This is a genomic window from Wenxinia saemankumensis (assembly GCF_900141735.1).
Classification (GTDB): domain Bacteria; phylum Pseudomonadota; class Alphaproteobacteria; order Rhodobacterales; family Rhodobacteraceae; genus Wenxinia; species Wenxinia saemankumensis.
In genome coordinates this window covers 60,779-83,435 of record NZ_FQYO01000002.1, presented here as the reverse complement: position 1 = coordinate 83,435, position 22,657 = coordinate 60,779, and the positions used below count along the sequence as shown (strand labels likewise).

25 protein-coding genes are annotated in these 22,657 nt (G+C 70.4%); 11 read left to right on the top strand and 14 right to left on the bottom strand.

All coding sequences use genetic code 11. From position 1 onward, the window contains the following. Nucleotides 1-47: 47 nt before the first annotated feature. From BUE30_RS04155 to BUE30_RS04140, 4 genes are all read right to left on the bottom strand, one after another. On the bottom strand, nt 48-1,079 hold the full coding sequence (locus BUE30_RS04155) for a zinc-binding metallopeptidase family protein (RefSeq protein ID WP_073326616.1): 1,032 nt from the start codon (nt 1,077-1,079) through the stop codon (nt 48-50). Between the two features lie 28 nt (nt 1,080-1,107). Beyond that, a complete protein-coding gene (locus BUE30_RS04150) occupies nt 1,108-1,953 on the bottom strand; it encodes an EamA family transporter (RefSeq protein ID WP_073326615.1) in 846 nt (281 codons plus the stop codon). A 254-nt stretch (nt 1,954-2,207) separates the two neighbouring features. After that, entirely contained in the window at nt 2,208-3,845 is a 1,638-nt protein-coding gene (gene groL, locus BUE30_RS04145; RefSeq protein ID WP_073326614.1) for a chaperonin GroEL, read from the bottom strand. Between the two features lie 47 nt (nt 3,846-3,892). Next, on the bottom strand, nt 3,893-4,186 hold the full coding sequence (locus tag BUE30_RS04140) for a co-chaperone GroES (protein ID WP_073326613.1): 294 nt from the start codon (nt 4,184-4,186) through the stop codon (nt 3,893-3,895). A 598-nt stretch (nt 4,187-4,784) separates the two neighbouring features. On the opposite strand from BUE30_RS04140, the gene BUE30_RS04135 reads away from it, so the two are divergent. Then, nucleotides 4,785-5,048, top strand: a complete 264-nt coding sequence (locus BUE30_RS04135) for a hypothetical protein (protein WP_073326612.1) — start codon at nt 4,785-4,787, stop codon at nt 5,046-5,048. A 159-nt stretch (nt 5,049-5,207) separates the two neighbouring features. Next, complete coding sequence (locus tag BUE30_RS04130; protein WP_073326611.1) at nt 5,208-6,203, top strand: TraB/GumN family protein; 996 nt, start codon at nt 5,208-5,210, stop codon at nt 6,201-6,203. 3 nt (nt 6,204-6,206) lie between these two features. Here BUE30_RS04130 and BUE30_RS17720 read toward each other — a convergent pair whose 3' ends face one another. Beyond that, on the bottom strand, nt 6,207-6,374 hold the full coding sequence (locus BUE30_RS17720) for a hypothetical protein (protein WP_170865608.1): 168 nt from the start codon (nt 6,372-6,374) through the stop codon (nt 6,207-6,209). Between the two features lie 330 nt (nt 6,375-6,704). Here BUE30_RS17720 and BUE30_RS04125 point away from each other — a divergent pair, with 330 nt between their 5' ends. Further along, complete coding sequence (locus tag BUE30_RS04125) at nt 6,705-7,625, top strand: manganese-dependent inorganic pyrophosphatase (protein ID WP_073326610.1); 921 nt, start codon at nt 6,705-6,707, stop codon at nt 7,623-7,625. 50 nt (nt 7,626-7,675) lie between these two features. Here BUE30_RS04125 and BUE30_RS04120 read toward each other — a convergent pair whose 3' ends face one another. Then, on the bottom strand, nt 7,676-8,161 hold the full coding sequence (locus tag BUE30_RS04120) for a fasciclin domain-containing protein (protein ID WP_073326609.1): 486 nt from the start codon (nt 8,159-8,161) through the stop codon (nt 7,676-7,678). 170 nt (nt 8,162-8,331) lie between these two features. On the opposite strand from BUE30_RS04120, the gene BUE30_RS04115 reads away from it, so the two are divergent. From BUE30_RS04115 to BUE30_RS04100, 4 genes are read left to right on the top strand one after another with little or no spacing between them, the layout of a single operon-like run. After that, nucleotides 8,332-9,210, top strand: coding sequence for a TIGR01459 family HAD-type hydrolase (locus BUE30_RS04115; RefSeq protein ID WP_073326608.1), 879 nt, complete (start codon nt 8,332-8,334; stop codon nt 9,208-9,210). A gap of 44 nt (nt 9,211-9,254) precedes the next feature. Next, nucleotides 9,255-10,187 carry a bifunctional riboflavin kinase/FAD synthetase gene (locus BUE30_RS04110; RefSeq protein WP_073326607.1) on the top strand — a complete coding sequence of 311 codons (933 nt, stop codon included), beginning with the start codon at nt 9,255-9,257 and terminating at the stop codon, nt 10,185-10,187. After that, nucleotides 10,180-10,644, top strand: a complete 465-nt coding sequence (locus BUE30_RS04105) for a YcgN family cysteine cluster protein (protein ID WP_073326606.1) — start codon at nt 10,180-10,182, stop codon at nt 10,642-10,644. The genes BUE30_RS04110 and BUE30_RS04105 overlap by 8 nt, the downstream gene beginning before the upstream one ends. Beyond that, on the top strand, nt 10,644-11,687 hold the full coding sequence (locus BUE30_RS04100) for a threonine aldolase family protein (RefSeq protein ID WP_073326605.1): 1,044 nt from the start codon (nt 10,644-10,646) through the stop codon (nt 11,685-11,687). Before BUE30_RS04105 ends, BUE30_RS04100 begins: the two co-directional genes overlap by 1 nt. Before the next feature lie 375 nt (nt 11,688-12,062). Here the strand turns inward: BUE30_RS04100 and BUE30_RS04095 are convergent, their stop codons facing one another. After that, entirely contained in the window at nt 12,063-12,662 is a 600-nt protein-coding gene (locus BUE30_RS04095; protein WP_073326604.1) for a 2-hydroxychromene-2-carboxylate isomerase, read from the bottom strand. Nucleotides 12,663-12,781: 119 nt separating this feature from the next. Here BUE30_RS04095 and BUE30_RS04090 point away from each other — a divergent pair, with 119 nt between their 5' ends. The 4 genes from BUE30_RS04090 (at nt 12,782) to BUE30_RS04075 (ending at nt 16,159) form a co-directional block, all read left to right on the top strand. Continuing rightward, a complete protein-coding gene (locus tag BUE30_RS04090; RefSeq protein WP_073326603.1) occupies nt 12,782-13,804 on the top strand; it encodes a ribose-phosphate pyrophosphokinase in 1,023 nt (340 codons plus the stop codon). A gap of 149 nt (nt 13,805-13,953) precedes the next feature. After that, the gene (locus tag BUE30_RS04085; RefSeq protein ID WP_073326602.1) at nt 13,954-14,526 is read left to right on the top strand and encodes a F0F1 ATP synthase subunit B family protein; all 573 of its coding nucleotides are present in this window, start codon (nt 13,954-13,956) and stop codon (nt 14,524-14,526) included. A gap of 3 nt (nt 14,527-14,529) precedes the next feature. Then, nucleotides 14,530-14,931 carry a phage holin family protein gene (locus BUE30_RS04080; protein WP_073326601.1) on the top strand — a complete coding sequence of 134 codons (402 nt, stop codon included), beginning with the start codon at nt 14,530-14,532 and terminating at the stop codon, nt 14,929-14,931. After that, a complete protein-coding gene (locus BUE30_RS04075; RefSeq protein WP_073326600.1) occupies nt 14,924-16,159 on the top strand; it encodes a DUF3619 family protein in 1,236 nt (411 codons plus the stop codon). Before BUE30_RS04080 ends, BUE30_RS04075 begins: the two co-directional genes overlap by 8 nt. A 60-nt stretch (nt 16,160-16,219) precedes the next feature. Here the strand turns inward: BUE30_RS04075 and BUE30_RS04070 are convergent, their stop codons facing one another. The 7 genes from BUE30_RS04070 to BUE30_RS04040 all read right to left on the bottom strand — a co-directional run bounded on the left by BUE30_RS04070 (nt 16,220) and on the right by BUE30_RS04040 (nt 22,604). Next, on the bottom strand, nt 16,220-16,570 hold the full coding sequence (locus BUE30_RS04070; protein ID WP_073326599.1) for an H-type lectin domain-containing protein: 351 nt from the start codon (nt 16,568-16,570) through the stop codon (nt 16,220-16,222). A gap of 136 nt (nt 16,571-16,706) precedes the next feature. Next, complete coding sequence (locus BUE30_RS04065; protein WP_073326598.1) at nt 16,707-17,141, bottom strand: F0F1 ATP synthase subunit epsilon; 435 nt, start codon at nt 17,139-17,141, stop codon at nt 16,707-16,709. 5 nt (nt 17,142-17,146) lie between these two features. Further along, nucleotides 17,147-18,565, bottom strand: coding sequence for a F0F1 ATP synthase subunit beta (gene atpD, locus BUE30_RS04060; protein WP_073326597.1), 1,419 nt, complete (start codon nt 18,563-18,565; stop codon nt 17,147-17,149). A gap of 18 nt (nt 18,566-18,583) precedes the next feature. After that, nucleotides 18,584-19,459, bottom strand: coding sequence for a F0F1 ATP synthase subunit gamma (locus tag BUE30_RS04055; RefSeq protein WP_073326596.1), 876 nt, complete (start codon nt 19,457-19,459; stop codon nt 18,584-18,586). 26 nt (nt 19,460-19,485) lie between these two features. Continuing rightward, on the bottom strand, nt 19,486-21,024 hold the full coding sequence (atpA, locus tag BUE30_RS04050; protein ID WP_073326595.1) for a F0F1 ATP synthase subunit alpha: 1,539 nt from the start codon (nt 21,022-21,024) through the stop codon (nt 19,486-19,488). Nucleotide 21,025: 1 nt separating this feature from the next. After that, nucleotides 21,026-21,586, bottom strand: coding sequence for a F0F1 ATP synthase subunit delta (locus tag BUE30_RS04045; protein ID WP_073326594.1), 561 nt, complete (start codon nt 21,584-21,586; stop codon nt 21,026-21,028). Between the two features lie 133 nt (nt 21,587-21,719). Beyond that, on the bottom strand, nt 21,720-22,604 hold the full coding sequence (locus BUE30_RS04040; protein WP_139300503.1) for a class I SAM-dependent methyltransferase: 885 nt from the start codon (nt 22,602-22,604) through the stop codon (nt 21,720-21,722). Nucleotides 22,605-22,657 lie beyond the last annotated feature (53 nt).

Below are 22,657 nucleotides of genomic sequence, written 5' to 3'. Positions count from 1 at the left end.
CGCGCCCGCCCGGGCGCGGCTTTCTCGTCCGGCCCCGGGGCCGGAGCTCAGGCGGCCGGCTGCGCCTCGTTGCCCAGCGTCTCGGCCACGAAGGCCAGCTTGCGCCGCACCTCGTCGCTCAGCACGAACGGATAGGGATCGTTCAGGCCGACCGTGCGGTTCAGCCCGTTCAGCGCCAGCGAGAGCGGCATCCAGGCCGAGAGAAGGTCCGAGGTGGCGACGCCTCGATAGGGGTCGCGGCCCAGCATGCTGCCCCCGACCGAGATCTGCATCGCCTGCGCCATCTCCATCGCGTCGACGATGTGCAGGTAATGGGCGAAGGTCTCGGCCCAGTCCTCCCACGGATGCGAGGCGGCATAGGTGCTGACGTGGCGCGCCTGCCAGTCCGCGGGCGGGCCGACCTCGTAGTTCCGCCGCAGCGCCTCGGCGTAATCGGCTCGGTCGTCGCCGAACAGGGCGCGGAACGCCTCCAGCCGGCCGCCGTCGCGGATCAGCCGATCCCAGTACCAGTGCCCGATCTCGTGCCGGAAATGGCCGAGAAGCGTGCGGTAGGGCTCGTGCATCTGGGTGCGGCGCCTCTCTCGCTCGGCATCGTCGGCCTCGGCCAGCGCGATGGTGATGACGCCGTCCGCGTGGCCGGTCATCGCCGCCTGCCCCCCCAGATCGGCGGGGAAGTCGAAGATCACCGGCTCGGTCGCGTGCGGCCCCGGCAGTTCGGGCCCCTGCCCAAGCCGCAGCAGCGCGTAGATCAGGCGCCGCTTCGCGCCTTCCATCTTCTGCCAGAGCAGCAGGTTGCCCGGATCGGCCAGGCCGGGGATCGTCCGGTTGTGGCGGCAGGCCCGGCACATCGCGCTGTCGCCGGCCGGGACGAGCCAGTTGCAGGCCGACAGCTCCCAGTTCTCGCAGAACCGCCAGGGCCCGCCGCTGCCGTCGGGGCGACGCCAGACCGGGCCGTCGGGCTCCACCGCCTCCATCCGGGCGCTGTCGGGATCGTATCCGACGTCACGCCCGCAATTCAGGCAGCGCGTGTTCTCGAAATGGAGGGTCTGCCCGCAGGCAGGGCAATGGAAGAGCTGCATGATCGGTCCCGGGTGGCGTTCCCCCGGACTACGCGCGAGGGGGCGTCCCGGTGCCACGAAGCGGCGCGAGCGAGAGCGCGATTCCCCCCAGCGTCAGGGCCGCCGCGGCGGCGAAGCGGGCATCCGGCGCCTCTCCCAGCAGGGCGGCGCCCCCCGCCGCCGCGATCACCGGAACGCAGAGCTGGGCCACCGCCGCCCGACTCGCGCCGAGGCGCGGGACCACGGCATACCACAGGGCGTAGCCGAGGCCGGAGGTCACGGCCCCCGACAGCGCGGCCAGAATCAGCCCCGCTTGCGGCGCCCTGAGATCCGGCGCGATCAGCAGCAGCGGCAGGACCAGCGGCACGGCGCACAGGAAATTGCCCGCGCTCTGCCCCAGCGGATCGCGCGCGGCCCGTCCCAGCAGCGAGTAGATCCCCCAACCCAGCGCCGCGGCCCCCATCGCGAGCGCGCCGAGCGGGTCCGGCGCCCCGCCCCCGCCCGGAAGCAGCAGCACGACCAGCCCGGCCAGCGCGATGCCGGCGCCGATCCAGCGGCGCGGCGGCACCGCCTCGCGTCCGAGGGCGGCGGCGAACATGACGACCTGGACGCCGCCGAACAGGATCAGCGCCCCGGTCCCGGCATCGAGCGCGAGATAGGCGAGGGAGAACCCGCCGAGATAGAGCGCGAGCGAGGCGGCCCCGCCCCAGCTGCCCCGCCCGGGGGCATCGCCCCGCCGGACGAGGGCGAGAGCGCCCAGCATCCCGGCCCCGGTCACGGTCCGCACCACCGCGAAGCTCACCGGATCCATCCCGCCCGCCACGGCGGCGCGGTTCAGCACCGAGTTCGCGGCGAAGGCGACCATGGCGAGGGCGGTGAGCAGGAGGAGGCGCATGCCGCCTCCCTGCCCCGCGGACCGGCAGGCGGCAAGGGCGGACCCGTTCGGCAGGCGGCGGGAGGCGCGGGGGGTTCCGCGTCGCGGTACCATGCGGAAGCGGGGCCGCGGGGGAACCTAGCGGTCGCGGCCGCGCATCGGGACTAGCGCGGCGGGCACCCGCCGGAGGAGGTCCGGCGATCCGGGCCACCCCCGAAACGGAAACGGGGCCGCCCGAAGGCGACCCCGCGATCTTCCGTGCAGGAAGGCGTGACTTACATCATGCCGCCCATGCCGCCCATGCCGCCCATATCGGGGGCACCGGCATCTTCCTTCTTCGGCTTGTCGGCCACCATCGCCTCGGTGGTGATCAGCAGGCCGGCGACGGACGCGGCGTCCTGCAGCGCGTGACGCACCACCTTGGCCGGGTCGATGACGCCGAACTTGAACATGTCGCCGTACTCTTCGGTCTGGGCGTTGAAACCGAAGGACTTGTCCGTCGATTCCTTGATCTTGCCCACGACGACCGAGCCGTCGACGCCCGAATTCGACGCGATCTGGCGCAGCGGGGCCTCGAGGGCCTTGCGCACGATCGAGATGCCGACGTTCTGGTCCGAGTTGTCGCCGGTGACACCGTCGAGCGCCTTGGCGGCCTGGATCAGGGCGACACCGCCACCGACCACGACGCCTTCCTGGACCGCGGCGCGGGTCGCGTTGAGCGCGTCATCGACGCGGTCCTTGCGCTCCTTCACCTCGACCTCGGTCATGCCGCCGACGCGGATGACGGCGACGCCGCCGGCGAGCTTGGCGACCCGCTCCTGCAGCTTCTCGCGGTCGTAGTCGGAGGTCGTGTCCTCGATCTGCTGACGGATCTGCGCGACGCGGGCCTCGATCTCGGCCTTGTCACCGTGACCGTCGACGATCGTGGTCTCGTCCTTGGTGATCGAGATGCGCTTGGCGGTGCCCAGCATGTCCATGCCGACATTCTCGAGCTTCATGCCGAGATCCTCGGAGATCACCTGGCCGCCGGTCAGGATCGCGATGTCCTGCAGCATGGCCTTGCGGCGGTCGCCGAAGCCGGGGGCCTTCACGGCGGCGATCTTCAGGCCGCCGCGCAGCTTGTTGACCACGAGGGTCGCCAGCGCTTCGCCTTCGACGTCTTCCGCGATGATCAGGAGCGGCTTGCCCGACTGGATCACCTGCTCGAGCAGGGGGACCATCGGCTGCAGCGACGAGAGCTTCTTCTCGTGCAGCAGGATCAGGCAGTCCTCGAGATCGGCCGTCATCTTGTCGGCGTTGGTCACGAAGTAGGGGGAGAGGTAGCCGCGGTCGAACTGCATGCCCTCGACCACTTCGGTCTCGGTCTCGAGGCCCTTGTTCTCCTCGACGGTGATCACGCCGTCATTGCCGACCTTCTGCATCGCGTCGGCGATCTGGCGGCCGATCTCCTTCTCGCCGTTGGCGGAGATGGTGCCGACCTGGGCGACCTCGTCGGAATTCTCGACGGTGCGGGCCGCGGCCTTGATCGCCTCGACGACCTTGGACGTGGCGAGGTCGATGCCGCGCTTGAGGTCCATCGGATTCATGCCGGCGGCCACCGACTTCATGCCCTCGACGACGATCGCCTGGGCGAGCACGGTCGCGGTGGTGGTGCCGTCGCCGGCCTCGTCATTGGTGCGGCTGGCCACTTCCTTGACCATCTGCGCGCCCATGTTCTCGAACTTGTCCTCGAGTTCGATCTCCTTGGCGACCGACACACCGTCCTTGGTGATGCGGGGGGCGCCGAAGCTCTTCTCGATGACGACGTTGCGGCCCTTGGGGCCGAGGGTGACCTTCACCGCGTTCGCGAGCGTGTTCACGCCCTTGAGCATGCGGTTGCGGGCGTCGGTGTCGAACCGGACGTCTTTCGCCATGGTGCTACTCCTTCAAATCAGGTGGGGATCGGAACCGTGCGGCGCGCTCAGGCGGCGGCGACGATGCCGAGGATGTCGGATTCCTTCATGATGAGGAGGTCTTCCCCATCGATCTGGACTTCCGTGCCGGACCACTTGCCGAACAGGACGCGGTCGCCGGGCTTCACGCCCATCTCGATCAGCTCGCCCGAATCCTTGCGCGCGCCATCGCCGCAGGAGATCACCTCGCCTTCGGCGGGCTTTTCCTTGGCGCTGTCGGGGATGATCAGACCGCCCTTGGTCTTCTCTTCGCTCTCGACGCGGCGGACGAGCACTCGGTCATGCAGCGGTTTGAACGCCATCTGTCACGCTCCTTGCAGAATCTTCGTTTCTCCCTCGCCCGGTCCCTGACCGGGGCCGAGGCGGTTGGCACTCACCTGGGGCGAGTGCTAACGGCGCCGAATTAGGGAGGAGCTCGCGCCCTGTCAACGGGTCGTGATCGGGAAAAGTATCGCGTCCGCGCCCTCTCCCACATCGGCACCGGAACCGCGAAATGAAGGGCTAGCCAGACGCGACGAAATGTCCTATGCGGGGGCCACACGCGAACGTGACGTCACTGACGGAGGGCTGCACATGACCTGGATCATCTCCATCACCTGCTAGGGCAGGCCGCAGCCTTCGGCGCGACCCTGCCCCGCATCGTCGCCCGATTCCACAACCGTCCGATCGCCGCCGCGTGTCCCCGGCAGGCCAGCATCCGACCCGCCCCGGCGGGCCCGGCCGGCTGCCCGCACGCCCAGCGTCGCCTCCCGTGACCCGCGCGTCCCTCGGACCCCATGCCATCCGCGACTTCCGCGCCCGGACCGGGCCGCCGCCCCTTCGGGCGTGCGTCCCGCCCGGCCGGTCGACCCCAGGTCCGGGCGCTGGTGCCCGGGCCGTCACCCCGAGAGGACGAACGAGATGTTCACCCTGACGCACGACCCCCGCCACCACGGGGCCCAATACCGCCGGGACATCCAGGGCGATCTGCCCTGGGAGGGCCGCCGGGCGGTCCGCCGGGCACAACCCGAAGAGCTGAGGCTCACCCTGCCCGTCGCCGCCCTGCCGGCGCCGATCCCGGCCACCCGGGCGCCGCCGGACCCGCCCGAGGCCGCGCCCCGGCCTGCCGGCGGGGGCGGGCTGCTGGCGCTGCTGCGCCGGCGGACGAGCCCCGCCCCCGCCTGAGCGGACCCGTCCCGCATGAGCCGGACGCCCCCGCCGGGTCTGTCCCCGGCGGAACTGCGCCGGGCCGGTTGCGGCCGGTCCGGCGCTCTCTACACTCCGGCCGCGGCGGCGCCCCTTCGGCGCCGCCGCCCCTCCCCTGGTCCGACCGGAGCTGCCCCGATGCGCCTCGCCCCCCTCGCCCTCGCGCTGATCGGCGCGCTGCTGCCCGGTCTCGCCGCCGCGCATTGCGGCGCGACCTCGCTGCTCGACCGGCTGCCCGACGAGCGGCGTGCCGCGCTGGAGGCGGAGGCCGCCGCGACGCCCTATGGCGCGGGCCTCGTCTGGGAAGCGGTGCGGGGCGAGGACCGCGCCGTGATCCTCGGCACGCTGCATGTCCCTGATCCGCGCCACGAGGCGCTGCTCGCCCGCGTCGCGGACGAGATCGCATCGGCCGAGCGCGTGCTCGTCGAGATCTCGCGCGAGGACGAGGCGCTGATGATCGAGGAGATCGCGGCAGATCCGTCGATCATGTACCTGTCCGACGGGCCCGCCCTGCCCGACCTGCTGCCCGCCGACCTGTGGGAGGACGTGCAGGTCGTGCTGCGCGCCCGGCAGATCCCGGTCTTCATGGGCGCGAAGTTCCGTCCCTGGGCGCTGATGACCGCGCTCGCCATCCCGACCTGCGCGATGGAGGGGGTGATGTCGGGCGGCCTCGGCCTCGATCACAGGGTGATGGCGGCGGCGGCCGAGGCCGGCGTGCCCGTCGCCTCGATCGAGTCGCGCCGCACCCTGGTCGACCTGTTCGACGAGGCGGGGATCGAGGCCGAGATCGCCCTTCTGCGTACCGCGCTGGTGGATCCCGTCATCCAGGAGGAGATGTATGTCGCGACGGTCGAGGAATACTTCGCCGGGAACACGGCCCTCGTCCTGCGGGTCGGCGAGGCGGCACTGGATTTCGTCCCCGATCTCGGCGGGCCGGAGGCGGAGGCGGCGAACGCCCTGTTCGAGGAACTGATGCTGGACCGCCGCAACATCGCCTGGAGCGCACGGCTGGACGCCGAGACCGACGGGGCCGACGCCCTCTTCGTGGCGGTCGGGGCGGCGCATCTGCCGGGCGAGGCGGGGCTTCTGGCGTTGATGGAGGCGGACGGCTGGACCGTCCGCCCCCTCGACTGAGGTCTAGCGACCGCGGGACTTGCCGGGCAGCGGCAGCGGCTTGATGCCGCCCTTCGCGCCCTTGCCCGACAGGTTCAGACCGGGCGGCACCCGGCTGACCTGCTGCAGGTCGTGCTTGCGCGTCTGCGCCTTGCCCGCCGCCTTGGCGGGGCGTTTCTTCGATGTCGGCATGGATGGGCCTTTCGGCGAGAGGTCATGGGCCGCGCCACGCGGCACGGCGTCTCGCGGCCCCGGTTCAGGGGCCGGTCAGGCGCGCTGGTCCATCGTCGGAATCCTCCTCGAGGGGAAGCTGGTCGGTGGCCGCGCCCTCAGGCGGCGGCGCGGATGCGGTCGGACGGGGTCCAGACCTTCGGGGCCTGATCCATGGCCGGTATCCTCCTCGTGGACGAAGGCGATCGTAGCATATGCGGCCCGCCCGGGCAAGGAATCGCGGGGTGACACCCGGCCGGCCCGTCGCTACAAGCGCGGCGAATTTTCCCGGCGCAACGACGGAAAGACCCCATGACCACCACGCTCGTCTTCGGCCACAAATCCCCCGACACCGATTCCACCGGCTCCCCCCTGATCTGGGCCTGGTATCTCAGCCATACCGGCACGCCGGCCGAGGCCCGCCTTCTGGGCGAGCCCAATACCGAAGCCAGGTTCGTGGCCGAGCGCTGGGGCTTCGACCTGCCGCCGGTGATCGAGGACGTGGAGGCCGGCCAGCCGGTCTGGATCGTCGACACGAACAACCCGGCCGAGCTGCCGCCCTCGATCAACGCGGCCGACATCCGCGGCATCGTGGATCACCACAAGCTGACCGGCGGGATCGAGACAAAGACGCCGATCGACATCACCGTGCGCCCGCTGGCCTGCACGGCCACGATCCTGTTCGACCTGATGGGGGCCGAGGCGTCGCACATGCCCGAGGGGATCAAGGGGCTGATCCTGTCCTGCATCCTGTCCGACACGCTGGAATTCCGTTCGCCCACCACGACGCCGATGGACCGGGGCCTGGCCGAGCAGCTGGCCGGCGAGCTGGGCGTCGACATCCCCTCCTTCGCGGCCGAGATGTTCGCGGCGAAATCCGATGTCTCCTCCTTCTCGGAGGCCGAGCTGCTGCGCATGGACAGCAAGGAATACGCCGTCGGCGGGACCGAACTGCGCGTCTCTGTCCTCGAGACGACGGCGCCGAAGATGGTGCTCGACCGCAAGGACGCGCTGATGGCGGCGATGCCCGGCGTCGCGGCCGAGGACGGCGCGCACGAGGTGCTGCTCTTCGTCGTCGACATCCTGAACGAGGAGGCGACCCTGCTGGTCCCGAACGAACGGGTGAAGGCGATCGCCGAGGCCAGCTTCGGCGTGACCGTGACCGGCGACAGCGTGGTCCTGCCCGGCGTGATGAGCCGCAAGAAGCAGATCATCCCCGTCCTCAAGGCCTGAGGACTGGACCCCGGAACGGCGGGGGCGGGCCGGTCCCGCCCCCCTTCGCCTCAGGGCGTCAGGACGGCGCCGATCCCGTGGGCGACGCCGTTATCGGCCACCATGTCCGCCTCGACCACGCTGGCCTGCGACCCCGAGGGCGCGGTCAGCATAATCTGGCCGTTCTCCATCGAGACGGTCAGCACATCGCCGGCCAGGGTCTCCAGCTCGGCCCCGGGCTCGAGATCGTCCGACAGGATCTCGCCCTCGACGACGTGCAGCTCCAGGATCCCCGCCAGCCGCTCGGGATCCTGCAGAAGGGCATCGAGATCGCCAATGCTCTCGAAGGCGGCGTCTATGGGGGCGAAGACGGTCACCTCCTCCATCGTGGCCACGGGCTCGGCCAGTCCGGCGGCGAGGGCGGCCTCGATCAGGGTGCCGTATCGTTCGCTCGCCCCCATCACCTCGATCACGTCGACGCGGTCGGGGCTCATGTCCTGCGCGAGGGCGGCGGAACCGGCCATCAGGCCGGCGGTCAGGAGGGTCGCTTTCAGCATCGGTCGCTCCGGGTTCGGAAAGGGAGTCGACCCGTTCAGCTAGACGGCCCGCGCGGGCGATCAATGCGGCCGGCCGGCCCGCGCCCCCTCGCCGCCATCTCGCGGGCACTGGTCCCGGCCGCGTCTTTGGTCCATCACCGCACCCGCATCCGGCCGATGGAGAGACCGCCATGACCCGCATCATCGACAGCATCGCCGAGATCGCGGCGGAGTACGACGCCGCCTTCGTCGATCTCTGGGGCTGCATGCATAACGGCCTGCACGCCTTCCCCGAGGCGGTGGCCGCGATGCGCGGCTTCCGGCGGGGCGGCGGCACGGTGGTCCTGCTGACCAACGCCCCCCGGGCGCGCGGGCCCGTGGCGACGCAGATCGCCGGCCTCGGCATCCCCGAGGAGTGCTACGACACGATCGCCACGTCGGGCGACGCGGCGCGGGCGGCGATGTTCCAGGGCGTCGTCGGGCGCAAGGTCTGGTTCGTCGGCGAACAGACGGACATGTCCTTCTTCGAGCCGCTGAAGATCGTCCACGATCCCGTCGCCATCGAACGCGTCCCGCTGGAGGAGGCCGAGGGCATCGTCTGCTGCGGCCCCTTCGACCGCTTCGCGGCGCCGGACGCGCTGCGGCCGCAGTTCCTCGCCGCGCGGGAGCGCGGCCTGAAGCTGCTCTGCGCCAACCCCGACATCGTCGTGGACCGGGGCGAGGCGCGGGAATGGTGCGCCGGCGCGCTGGCGCAGCTCTACGAGGAGATGGGGGGCGAGGCGCTCTATTTCGGCAAGCCGCATCCGCCGGTCTACGACCTCGCGCGGGCCCGGCTGCGCGACACCGGCGCGCGGGTGGAGGACAGCCGCATCCTGTGCATCGGCGACGGCATCCGCACCGACATCCTCGGCGCGCAGGGCGAGGGGCTGGATTCGCTCTTCATCACCGGCGGACTGGCCGCGGCCGAGACCGCGACCGCCCCGGGCGGCCAGCCCGATGCCGGCCGGCTGGACGCGTTCCTGACGGGCGAGCAGGTGACGCCGACCTATTCCATCGGCTTCCTGCGCTGAGCCCCGCCTTGCGGAGCGGCGCGGGCGGGGCTACCCCGCGAGGCATGCGCATCATCCGCGACAGCCAGTTCGTCCGCCCCGAGGACCGGGGTGCCGCCGCCGCGATCGGCAATTTCGACGGCGTGCATCTGGGCCACCAGGCGGTGCTGGACGTGACGCGGGGCGCGGCCGGGACCGCGCCGCTCGGCGTCGTGACCTTCGAGCCGCACCCGCGCGAGTTCTTCGCCCCCGGCGCCCCGCCCTTCCGCCTGATGAACGCCGAGGCGCGGGCCAACCGGCTGGCCAAGCTGGGGGTGGCGCGGCTCTACGAGCTGCCCTTCAACGCCGCGCTGGCCGGCCTGCCGGCCCGCGACTTCGCGGCCGAGATCCTGCACCGGCGGCTGGGCCTGACCCATGTCGTCGTCGGACCGGACTTCCAGTTCGGCAAGGGCCGGGACGGGGACGCCGCCGCGCTGCAGGCGCTCGGGGCCGAGCTGGGCTTCGGCGTGACCGTGGCCCCGGTCCGCGAGGGGGCGGAGGGGCGCATCAGCTCCACCGCGATCCGTACCGCCCTGACCGAGGGCCGCCCCCGCGACGCGGCCGGCATGCTGGGCCACTGGCACCGGATGGAGGGGCCGGTGATCCGCGGCTTCCAGCGCGGGCGCGAGCTGGGCTACCCCACGGCGAACATGTCCATCGACGGGCTGCATCCGCCGAAATTCGGGGTCTACGCCGTGCGGGTCGACGTGCTGGACGGCCCTTACAGGGGCAGCTACGACGGCGCCGCCTCGATCGGGGTGCGTCCGATGTTCGACGGCGAGAGCCCGAACTGCGAGACCTTCCTCTTCGACTTCTCGGGCGATCTCTACGGGGCCGAGCTGTCGGTCGCGCTGGTCGAATACCTGCGCCCCGAGATGAGGTTCGACGGCCTGCCGGCGCTTATCGACCAGATGGACGCCGATTGCCTCCGCGCGCGGGAGGTGCTGGCCCGTGGCTGATCCCGCCCCGCCCCTGCGCGAGAGGTTCTGGGAGACCGTCCCCCTCCGGCAGATGACCCGCCCCGAATGGGAGGCGCTCTGCGACGGCTGCGGCAAGTGCTGCCTCAACAAGCTCGAGGACGAGGAGAGCGGCGAGGTCGCGCTGACCAACGTCGCCTGCCGACTGCTCGACGGGGCGACCTGCCGCTGCTCGCGCTACGAGACGCGGCACGACTTCGTGCCCGAATGCATCGTGCTGACGCCGAAGACCCTGAAGAAGAACCTCTACTGGCTGCCCGTCACCTGCGCCTACCGACTGCTCTGGGAGGGGCGGCCGCTCTTCGACTGGCACCACCTCGTCTCGGGCGATCCCGGCGCGGTCCACCGCGCGGGCGTGTCGATGGCCGGCCGCACCGAGAGCGAGCTCGAGGTCGCCGACGACGACTGGGAGGATCACATCATCGAGGAGCCGACCTGATGTTCTTTGCCTCCGACAATGGCGGCCCCGCCCATCCCCGGGTGATGGAGGCGCTGATCGCGGCCAATGACGGCTATACCTCCGGCTACGGCGCCGAGGCGCTGGCCGAGGAGGTGCGCGGCGAGCTGCGCCGCATCTTCGAGGCGCCGGAGGCGGCGGTCTACCTGGTGCCCACGGGCACGGCCGCGAACGCGCTGATCCTCGCCACGCTGGGCAATCCCTGGGACGCGATCTTCTGCACCGCGATGGCCCATATCAACGAGGACGAATGCAACGCGCCCGAATTCTACTCGGGCGGCGCCAAGCTGGTTACCGTGCCGGACGAGCGCGCCAAGATGAGGCCCGAGGCCCTGCGCGCCGCGATCCTCGAGCACGAGCGGCGGGGGGTGCACGGCGCGCAGCGCGGCCCCGTCTCGATCACGCAGGTGACGGAGAAGGGCACCGTCCACACGCTGGACGAGATCGCCGCCCTGACCGACACGGCGAAGGCGTTCGGCCTGCCGGTCCATCTCGACGGGGCGCGCTTCGCCAACGCTCAGGTGGCGCTGGGCTGCAGCGCGGCCGAGATGACCTGGAAGGCCGGAATCGACGCGGTCAGTTTCGGCGGCACCAAGAACGGCTGCCTCGGAGTCGAGGCCTGCATCTTCTTCGACCCCGCCCACGGGGCGGAGTTCGAGCTGCGGCGCAAGCGCGGGGCGCATCTCTTCAGCAAGCACCGCCTGCTCTCGGCGCAGATGCAGGGCTATCTGGCGGGGGATCTCTGGCTGGAGCTGGCGGCGGCGGCCAATTCGGCCTGCGCGCTGCTGACCGCCGGCCTCGCCGAGGTGCCGGAGGTCGACATGCCCTGGGGCGCCGAGGCGAACATGATCTTCTTCACCGCGCCCCGGTCGCTGCACCGCCGGCTGCAGGAGGGCGGCGCGCGCTACTACGTGATGGACGGCGATCCGGCGGCGGGGGCGGCGGACGAGCGCCTGACCGGGCGGCTGGTCTGCGACTGGTCGATCGGCGCGGCGGGCGTGGACCGGTTCCTCGCGCTGCTCTGAGGTCGGGCCGGGTGCGGGGGCGGGTGGATGCAACCCACCCTATGGGGCCGTCGCGTCGATCAGTACGTGATTCACCCGGTGGATGGACCTCCGGGGGTGGGTGCGACCCTCCCTACGGAGCCGTCGCGTCGATCGGAACGTGATTCACCCGGTGGCCGGGCCTTTGGGGGTGGGTGCGACCCACCCTACGGGTGGCCGTTCCCTCTGAACGGTATGTGTTCCGCCCGGTAGGCTGGATGGCGGCGCGGGGCGGCGTTCCCACGTTCGGGGTCGCTCGCACCCTGCATGTAGGGTGGGTCGCACCCACCCCCCGGCACGTCGGCCCGGTCTCGACCACCCCCGGGCGGCACCCGCCGCCCGGCCCGCAACTGTCGTCTACAACCGCCCGGCCAGATGCGCGTCGAGATCGTCCAGGCGATCCTGGCCCCAGAAGCGTTCGTCGGTCTCGGTCACCCAGAAGGGCAGGCCGAACACGCCGGCATTGACCGCGTCCTCGAGGTTGCGGGCATAGACCTCCGCCCCGGTCATCAGGCCCCGGTCGGCGAGGCCGGGATCGAAGCCGGCCCCTTCCAGCGCCGCGCGGATCACTTCGTCGCGGGCGATGTCCTTCTCCTCGGCCCAGCAGGCGAGGGCCAGCGATTGCAGCAGCATGCCGGTATCGCCCGACCCGTCCTCCTGCGCGGCGATGATCGCGTAGCAGGCGGGCGCGCCGTTGGTGGGCCAGTGCGCGGGGCGCAGGTTCAGCGTCATGTCCGCCTTGACCGCCTGCCGCCGCAGCTCCTGCGCGCGGTATTCCTGGCGCGAGGGGTGGCGGTCCTTGGGCGCGGTGCCCCCCGTGCGCGAAAACAGCGCGATCACGTCGAGCGGCTTGTAGCTCAGCGAATGGCCGTGGCGCGCGGCGATCTCCTCGGGCCGGCCCCCCGCGAGGTAGGTATAGGGCGAGAGTGGCGAGCAGTAATAGTCGATCCGGCCCATTGGTCCCCTGCCCTTCGGTGCGGTTTCCCGTCAGGCTAGGCTTGTGCTAGGCGAAGTCAACGCCGCGACTCGGGGCCGCCGTCCCCTTGCTGCCCAGCCTATCTAGGGGAACGCCGCCCATGGTCACCGTGACCGAACCCAAGCTCATCGCCGGCAACGCCAATCCCGGGCTCGCGCGGGGCATCGCCCGGCGGATGTCGATGCACCGGGGGATGTCGGTCGGGCTGGTCGACGCGCGGGTCGAACGGTTCAACGATCAGGAGATCTTCGTCGAAGTGTACGAGAACGTGCGCGGCGAGGACATGTTCATCATTCAGCCGACCTCGAACCCGGCCAACGACAACCTGATGGAGCTGCTGATCATCTCGGACGCGCTGCGCCGGTCCAGCGCGGGGCGGATCACCGCCGTCATCCCCTATTTCGGCTATGCGCGGCAGGACCGCCGCACCAAGGCGCGGACCCCGATCACGGCGAAGCTGGTCGCCAACATGATCGCCGAGGCGGGGATCGAGCGGGTGCTGACGATGGACCTGCACGCGGCGCAGATCCAGGGCTTCTTCGACCTGCCGGTCGACAACCTCTACGCCTCGCCGGTCTTCAGTCTCGACATCATGCACCATTTCCGGGGGCGGCTGGACGACATGATGGTCGTCTCGCCCGATGTGGGCGGCGTCGGCCGGGCGCGCGAGCTGGCCAAGCGGATCGGCGCTCCGCTCGCCATCGTCGACAAGCGCCGCGAAAAGGCGGGCGAGATCGCCGAGATGACGGTGATCGGCGACGTGGCGGGCAAGACCTGCCTGATCGTCGACGACATCTGCGACACGGCCGGCACGCTCTGCAAGGCGGCCGAGATCCTGATCGAGCACGGCGCGACCGAGGTCCACTCCTACATCACCCACGGCGTCCTGTCGGGGCCTGCGGTGGAGCGGATCACGAAGTCGGTCATGAAATCGCTCGTCATCACCGACAGCATCGAGCCGTCGGAGGCGGTCAAGGCCTGCCCGAACATCCGGATCGTGCCGACCGCCCCGGTCTTCGCCCAGGCGATCCTCAACATCTGGAACGGCACCTCCGTGTCGTCCCTGTTCGAGCACGAGACGCTGGGTCCGATCTACGAGGGAATGTACACCTCGGCCGCCTGACCCCGGTCCGCGCCCTCCCTTCGGCGGCCCTCCTCTTCGGGGGGGGCCGGAACCCTCGCACGAAAGTGTGCGTTCTCCGCCTGAAGTTCATCAGGTCCGGCGGCGCGGCGTCCAGCCGGTCGCCGCGGACCCGGACGAAGGAGAGAACCATGTCGACCAGCGACGACATCAAGAAGACCGCCGACGATATCGGCGACAAGGCGAAGGCGACTGCCCATGACGTGGTCGACGCGGCCAAGCGCACCGGTCGCGAGGCCGTCGACAGCGCCACCGCAGAGGCGACCCGCCGCGGCAACGAGGCGAAGTCCGCTACCGCTGGCGAGATCCGCACGGTGGCCGAGGCGCTGCGCAAGGCGGCCGACGACCTGCAGGACGGTTCGTACCAGGAGAAGACCTTCGGCTACCTGGCGAACAACCTCGCCGACATGTCGGACCGGGTGGAGAGCAAGGATATCGGCGAGATCGTCGAGGATCTGACCTACTACGCCCGTCGCAACCCGGTGCTCTTCCTCGGTGGCGCGGCGCTGCTCGGTTTCGCCGTCACGCGCTTCGGCAAGGCCACGTCGCGCAGCACGCCCTACGAGGCCGGCTACGGCACCGACCGTCCGGCCACGGCGCAACCGCAGCAGACCCCCGGCTTCGCCTCGGCCAGCCCGGCGGGCAGCCCGGCCGCCGCGACGACCCGCGGCGGCGCGGTCCACGCGCCCAGGACGCAGGTCTGAGCCATGCGCGATGTGCCTGAAACCGGTCCCCGCTCGGTGACGGCGCTGCTGCAGGACATGTTCGAGCACCTGCAAGCGCTGGTCCGGAACGAGGTGGACCTCGCCAAGGCCGAAGCGCGCGAGGCGCTGACCAAGGCGGCCACCGGCATCGGCCTTCTGGTCGCCTCGATCGTCGTCGCGGTCTGCGCGCTGAACGTGCTGACCGGCGCCCTCGTCGCCGCCCTCGCGGCCGGGCTGGACCTGTCCGTCGGCTGGGCCTCGCTCATCGTCGGCATCGGCTACCTCGTCGTCGTTGCGATCCTCGTCGCGATCGCCCGGGCGAACTTTAAGAACATCACGCCGCGCCGCACCGCCCGCAACGTCGAGGCGGACGCGCGGACCATCAAGGAGTCCCTCCATGACTAACCACTACCGCACCCCCGAAGAGATCGAGCGCGACATCGAGCGCGAGCGCTCTGGGCTCAGCTCCACGCTCCACGACCTGAACGACCGGCTCTCCTTCGACAACCTGGCCGGCGATATCGGCCACCAGGTCTCGGGCTACGCCTCCGACCTCGGCACCTCCGTCTCGCGCGTCGTGCGCGAGAACCCCGTCGGCGTGGCTCTGACGGGTATCGGGATCGCGTGGCTGATCTTCGGTGACCAGGCCAAGGCAAAGGTCCACGACCTGCGGCACTCCGACGATGCCGACGAGTATCCCGCCGCCGCGCCGGTCCCCGCGCCCAGCAGCCGGACAGGCTATTCGAGCAGCTATACCGGCGGCTACACCACGCGCGAGACCTACACGGCCCGCGACCCCTATACCGGGCGCACCATCACCCGGACCCGCATCGCGGCGCGGCCCTCGGAGACCGGTGCCTATGTCAGCGGCCGAAGCAGCGCGGGCGCCTGGGCCGACGACCGGAACTGGGCCGATACCGATTTCGAGGCGACCCACGAGGATACCGATGCCAGCCCGACCTTCCGCGAGCGGATCTGGTCGGCCGTGGAAGGCGCGAAGGACAAGGCGGGCGAGCTGGCCGACAGCGTGCGCCACGGTGTGCATGACGCCGCCCACGGCGTGTCGGATCGCAGCGACCGCGCCCGGGCGGGGCTGCGGCACCGGACCCGGATGACGAGCGACGCCGCCAAGCGGATGCGCAGTCGTCTGTCCGAGGGCACCGAGCACCTGTCCGAGGATGCCCGCAATCGCGTGATCGCCGCCCGCGAGCGCGCCGTCGTCGCCCGCCGAGACGCCTCCGACGCGTTCAAGCGCCGGTCGCGCGAGGTGCAGGAGAGCTACGACCGGCAGCCGCTGGTCGGCGGCGCGATCGCCTTCGCCATCGGCGCGGCCGTCGGTGCGATGCTGCCGCGCACACGGATGGAGGACGATTACCTCGGGGCCCGCAGCGACGAGCTCTATCACCGCGCCGAGGCGATCTTCCGCGAGGAGATGAAGAAGGCCGAGGGCGTCGTCTCCGATACGCTGGACGCCGCCTCCGACAAGCTGCACGAGACGCGCGGCGATGCCGAGGATGCGGCCCGCGATCTCGGCCGCGAGGCGAAGTCGAACGCGCAGGACGTCGCGGCGACGGCGCAGAAATCGGCCGAGGAGCGCAAGCTCGGCGATGTCAAGGACGACCGCAAGGGCTGACCGTCCCGCCGGAACGGGCACAGGGCCGTCCCCTTGCCGGGGCGGCCCTTTTCCGTGGGATCAGTCGATGTCCCACATGTCGTCGCTTCGCACCGTCCCGATCGCCATCCAGCCGACGCGGATCCGGGCGATGCGACTGTCGCCCCAGGTGCGGAAGACGATCGTGAACCCCTCGGGATCCTCGTCCTCTGCGGCGAGGTCGAGGCGGGTGTTCCGGTCGCTGGCCACGTCCTGCATCGTGATCCAGGCGCTGACGACCGGCGCGCCCGCGAAAGGCTCGTCGAACGAGATCCTCCGGCGGATCTCGCGGTCCCCGCTGCCGGCCCACATCGCACCGTCATCGGCGAAATCGCTGAAGAGGACGATCTCGCCCCGCGCGATGCCGACTGCGCCGCTGTCGATCTTCCGCATCCGTCCCCCCGAGCCGCTGTCCCCCAGATTGCCCGACCCGGGGGGAACTTGACCAGTACCCGCGGGCGGGACGCAAAAGGAAAGGCCCCGGGGCGTCGCCGCACCGGGGCCTTTCATGCATCGCGTGTCGCTGCACTCAGGGGGCGAGACCGCCGCCAATCCGGATGTGATCGCCGACGGCGACCATGTCGGCGAGCAGCTTGGCCGCGTCGTCGACCATGCCCGGCTCGTTGACGAACTGCTCCTGCGCCTTCTCGTGCGCGCGGCGCGCCTCGTCGATGAGGCCCTGCATCTTCTCCTCGGTCATCTCGGCGCGCGGGATGGCCTGCTCGGCGAGGACGGAGACCGAGTCGGCGCCGATCTCGGCGAACCCCCCCGAGACGACGTATTCCTCGGCCTTGCCGTCGCGGGTGACCCGCAGGATGCCGGGACGCAGCGTGGTGATGGTCGGCGTGTGGCCGGCCATCGCCGTGAGATCGCCGTCCGTGCCCGGGATCGACACCTCGCTCGCCTCGGTCGAGGCGAGCCGGCGTTCCGGGCTGACGAGGTCGAACTTGAAGGTGTCAGCCATCTGGATCAGGCCGCCGCCAGACGCTCGGCCTTGGCCTTCACGTCCTCGATGCCGCCGACCATGTAGAAGGCCGCCTCGGGCAGGTGATCGTATTCACCCGCGACCACCGCCTTGAATGAGGCGATCGTGTCCTCGAGCGGGACCTGCACGCCGTCGGAGCCGGTGAAGACCTTCGCCACGTCGAAGGGCTGGCTGAGGAAGCGCTGGATCTTCCGGGCGCGGGCCACCGTCAGCTTGTCCTCTTCACTGAGCTCGTCCATCCCGAGAATGGCGATGATGTCCTGCAGCGACTTGTAGCGCTGGAGGATCCCCTGCACGTCGCGGGCGACCTTGTAGTGCTCCTCGCCGAGAACGAGCGGATCCATCAGGCGCGACGTGGAATCGAGCGGGTCCACGGCCGGGTAGATGCCGAGTTCCGAGATCGCGCGGTTGAGAACCGTCGTCGCGTCGAGGTGCGCGAAGGTCGTCGCCGGCGCCGGGTCGGTGAGGTCGTCGGCGGGGACGTAGACGGCCTGGATCGACGTGATCGAACCATTCCGCGTCGAGGTGATCCGCTCCTGCATGGCGCCCATGTCGGTCGCCAGCGTCGGCTGGTAGCCCACGGCCGAGGGGATGCGGCCCAGAAGGGCCGACATCTCGGAGCCGGCCTGGGTGAAGCGGAAGATGTTGTCGACGAAGAACAGGACGTCCGTCCCGGTCGAGTCGCGGAACTTCTCGGCCAGGGTCAGGCCGGTCAGCGCGACGCGGGCGCGGGCGCCCGGCGGCTCGTTCATCTGGCCGTAGACCAGCGCGATCTTCGAATCCGTCAGGTTGTCGGGCGTCAGAACGCCGGATTCGATCATCTCGTGGTAAAGGTCGTTCCCCTCGCGGGTCCGCTCACCCACGCCGGCGAAGACGGACAAGCCGGAATGCACCTTGGCGATGTTGTTGATCAGCTCCTGGATGAGCACGGTCTTGCCCACGCCGGCGCCGCCGAACAGGCCGATCTTGCCGCCCTTGGAATAGGGGGCCAGCAGGTCGATGACCTTGATGCCGGTGACGAGGATCTCGGCGCCGGTCGCCTGCTCCGCGAAGTCGGGGGCGGCGGCGTGGATCGGGCGATGCTCGTCCGCCTCGATCGGGCCCTTCTCGTCCACCGGCTCGCCGATGACGTTGAGGATCCGGCCGAGCGTCGCGGTGCCCACGGGAACCGAGATCGGCGCGCCCGTATCCGTCACCGCCTGGCCCCGGACGAGGCCCTCGGTCGCGTCCATGGCGATGGCGCGGACCGAGTTCTCGCCGAGATGCTGTGCGACCTCGAGGACGAGGCGCTTGCCGTTGTTGTCAGTCGTGAGCGCGTTGAGGATCGCCGGAAGGTGATCGTCGAACTGCACGTCCACGACGGCGCCGATGACCTGGGTCACTTTGCCGGTTGCGTCTGCCATGCTGGTGTCTCCGGTTCCTTAGAGCGCCTCGGCGCCCGAGATGATTTCGATCAGTTCGTTGGTGATGACGGCCTGGCGCGAGCGGTTGTACTCGATCGTGAGCTTGTCGATCATCTCGCCCGCGTTGCGCGTGGCGTTGTCCATCGCCGACATCCGCGCGCCCTGCTCGGACGCGCCGTTCTCGAGCAGCGCGGCGAAGATCTGGACGGCCACGCCCTGCGGCAGCAGCTCGGCCAGGATCTCTTCCTCGCCCGGCTCGTAATCGTAGAGCGCGCCCGTTCCAGCATCGCCCTCGCTCTCCTCGAAGGAGGCGGGGATGACCTGGGTCGCGGTCGGCACCTGCGCAACGACGTTCTCGAACCGCGCGTAGAAGATCGTGGCCACGTCGAACTCGCCGGCGTCGAACCGGTCGAGAAGCTTCTTGGCGATCCCCTGCGCGTCGCCGTAGCCGACACGCTGGACGCCGGAAAGGTCGACATGCTCGACGAACAGGTCGCCGAAGTCGCGGCGCAGCTGCTCGCGGCCCTTCTTGCCGACGGTGATGATCTTCACCGTCTTGCCCTCGCCGCGCAGCTTCTCGATCCGCGCGCGGGCAAGCCGCACGATGGACGAGTTGAAGCCGCCGCAGAGGCCGCGCTCGGCCGTCATGACGACGAGCATGTGCACGTCGTCCTTGCCGGTCCCGGCGAGCAGCCGGGGGCCGTTATCCCCCGACATGCCGCCGGCGAGGCCGGACATCACCGCGTTGAACCGCTCGGCATAGGGCCGGGCGTTCTGCGCCGCCTCTTCGGCGCGGCGCAGCTTCGCCGCGGCGACCATCTGCATCGCCTTGGTGATCTTGCGGGTCGACTTGACCGACGCGATCCGGTTCCTGAGGTCCTTGAGATTGGGCATCTAGCCGCTTCCCTCCTTGATCCGGATCAGCCGAAGTCCCGGGCGAACTCGTCCAGCGCGCCCTTGATCTTCTCCTCGGCGTCGCCTTTCACCTTGGGATCCTCGTTGGTGATGAAGTCGAGGACGTCGCGGCGGTTGCTCCGCAGGTGCTTGAGCAGGCCCGCCTCGAACTCGCCCACCCGGTTCACGGGCAGCTTGTCGAGATAGCCGTGGGTGCCGGCGTAGATGACGCAGACGATCTCGGCATTGGTGAGCGGCGCGTATTGCGGCTGCTTCATCAGCTCGGTCAGGCGCGCGCCGCGGTTCAGCTGGCGCTGGGTCGCGGCGTCGAGGTCCGAGCCGAACTGCGCGAAGGCGGCCATCTCGCGGTACTGCGCGAGCTCCAGCTTCACCGGGCCGGCGACCGACTTCATCGCGTTGGTCTGCGCGGCGGAGCCGACGCGGGACACGGAAAGGCCGGTGTTCACCGCCGGACGGATGCCCTGGTAGAACAGTTCGGTCTCGAGGAAGATCTGGCCGTCGGTGATCGAGATCACGTTGGTCGGGATGAAGGCCGACACGTCGCCGCCCTGCGTCTCGATGATCGGCAGCGCGGTGAGCGAGCCGGAGCCATGCTCCTCGTTGAGCTTGGCCGAGCGCTCCAGCAGGCGGGAGTGCAGGTAGAACACGTCGCCCGGATAGGCTTCGCGGCCCGGCGGACGGCGCAGCAGCAGCGACATCTGGCGGTAGGCGACGGCCTGCTTCGACAGGTCGTCGTAGATGATGAGGGCGTGACGGCCGTTGTCGCGGAAGAACTCGGCCATGGCGGTTGCGGCATAGGGCGCGAGGAACTGCATCGGCGCGGGGTCCGAGGCGGTCGCGGCGACGACGATGGAATATTCCATCGCGCCGTTCTCCTCGAGGCGCTTGACCAGCTGGGCGACGGTCGACCGCTTCTGGCCGATGGCGACGTAGACGCAGTAGAGCTTCTTGCTCTCGTCGTCTCCGGCGGCGTCGTTGTAGGACTTCTGGTTCAGCACGGCGTCGACGGCGATGGCCGACTTGCCGGTCTGGCGGTCGCCGATGATCAGCTCGCGCTGGCCGCGGCCGATCGGGATCATGGCGTCGACGGACTTCAGGCCCGTGGCCATCGGCTCGTGCACCGACTTGCGGGGGATGATGCCCGGCGCCTTCACGTCGGCGACGCGCTGTTCGGCCGCCTCGATCGGGCCCTTGCCGTCCAGCGGATTGCCGAGGCCGTCCACCACGCGGCCCAGCAGGGCATCGCCCGCGGGCACCGACACGATGGAATTCGTGCGCTTGACGGTGTCGCCTTCCTTGATGTCGCGGTCGGAGCCGAAGATCACGACGCCGACATTGTCGCGCTCGAGGTTCAGGGCCATGCCCTGGATGCCGCCCGGGAATTCGACCATCTCGCCGGCCTGGATCGAGTCGAGGCCGTAGACGCGCGCGATCCCGTCACCGACGGACAGCACCCGGCCGACTTCGGCGACCTCGGCATCCTGGCCGAAATTCTTGATCTGGTCCTTCAGGATCGCGGAAATTTCCGCCGCTTGGATCGCCATCTTACCGGGCCTCTTTCATGGTGTTCTGGAGCTGGGCGAGCTTGGTGCGGATCGACGTGTCGATCATCCGGCTGCCCACTTTCACGACGAGTCCGCCGATGAGGCTCTCATCGACGGCGGAATTGATCTTCACCTCGTGGCCGAGCTTCTCGGCCAGGGTGCGGCCCAGCCGCTCGGACTGCTCGGACGAGAGCGGGCGGGCGGTGGTCACGTCGGCCGTGATCTCGCCCTTCTCGTCCGCGATGCGGGCGCGCAGGGCGGTCAGCATCTGCGGCAGCACGAAGAGCCGGCGCTTCGAGGCCATCAGGCGCAGAACGTTGCCCATCGTGGCCGAAAGGCCGGCCTTGTCGGCGACGGCGCCGATCGCGGCCTGCTGCTGCTCGCGCGAGTAGATCGGCGAATGGATCAGGTCGCGCAGGTCCCCGCTTTCCGCCAGGGCCTGCTGCAGCGTGTCCACGTCCCGCTCGAGCGCGTCCATCTGGTTTTCCTCGCGCGCGAGGTCGAAGACGGCGCTGGCATATCGTCCCGCGATACCCGTCGCGATCGAAGCTGGTTCGGACAAGGTCCACCCTTTCGCGTGTCTCGGGGATCCTGGCACCGCCCGGCGGGGCGGCGGGGTCCCGTCTTGCAGATAGACCCGCGCCGCGGGGCGGAGCCGCTGTCGCGGCCCGTCCACATGGCACGGGGCTGTAAAATCAGCGTCCCTCTAGCAGAGCGGTAACGGACCCGCAACCTTCCGGAGACGCCCCGGACACCCTGCCGCGCGGGGCGGATCGCCCTGCCCTGCATGGCCCCGGTCCGGCCGCGTCCCCCTGCCCCGCCCGGGCCGTCCGGCGGGCCGGCTCGGGCACCGGCTGCGCGATTCCCTCCAGCACCCGCAGCGGCCGTCGGACCGCCTCGGTCAGGCCTGTGCGCGAGGGACGGTGCGGGCTGTAGGACGCCTCGGCGATCAGCACGCCGCCCGCGGCGAAGACCGGGATATGGCGGCCCGCGCTTTCCATCACGCCGGCCATCCGCCGCCACAACCGCGTGTCCCTCGGCGGCTGGTAGAGCGTGGAGGTCGTGCGCTCGGCCCGGAAGTGGTTGCGCCGCAGCTGCGCCTCGAGCTGGCTGGTCGAGTAGGGCCGGCCGTAGCCGAACGGCGTCGCGTCCGACCGCGACCAGAGCCCGGCCCGGTTCGGCACGATGAAGACCGCCCGCCCGCCCGGCGCCAGCACCCGCCCCGCCTCGGCCAGCAGGGCATCGGGATGGTCCGACGTCTCGAGACCGTGCAGCAGCACGAGGCGGTCGACGCTGCCCGTGGCCAGCGGCCAGAGCGTCTCCTCGCACAGGACGCTGACATTGGGCAGGCCGGCGGGCCAGTGCATCACCCCCTGCGGGCCGGGCATCAGTCCCACGACCCGGCGCGCCTCCGGCAGGAAGGGTCGCAGCAGCGGCACGGCAAAGCCGAATCCCGCGACGGTCCGCCCCCGTACATCGGGCCAGCGACGCACCAGCGCGTCGCGGATCACCCGCTGCGCCTGCCGGCCGAGGGCCGAGCGGTAGTAGAAGGCCCGCAGGTCCACCGCGTCGAGATGCATGCAGGCCCCGCTGGTCAACCTCCGCTCCGGCGATACCTTAGCGGCCCGATGCG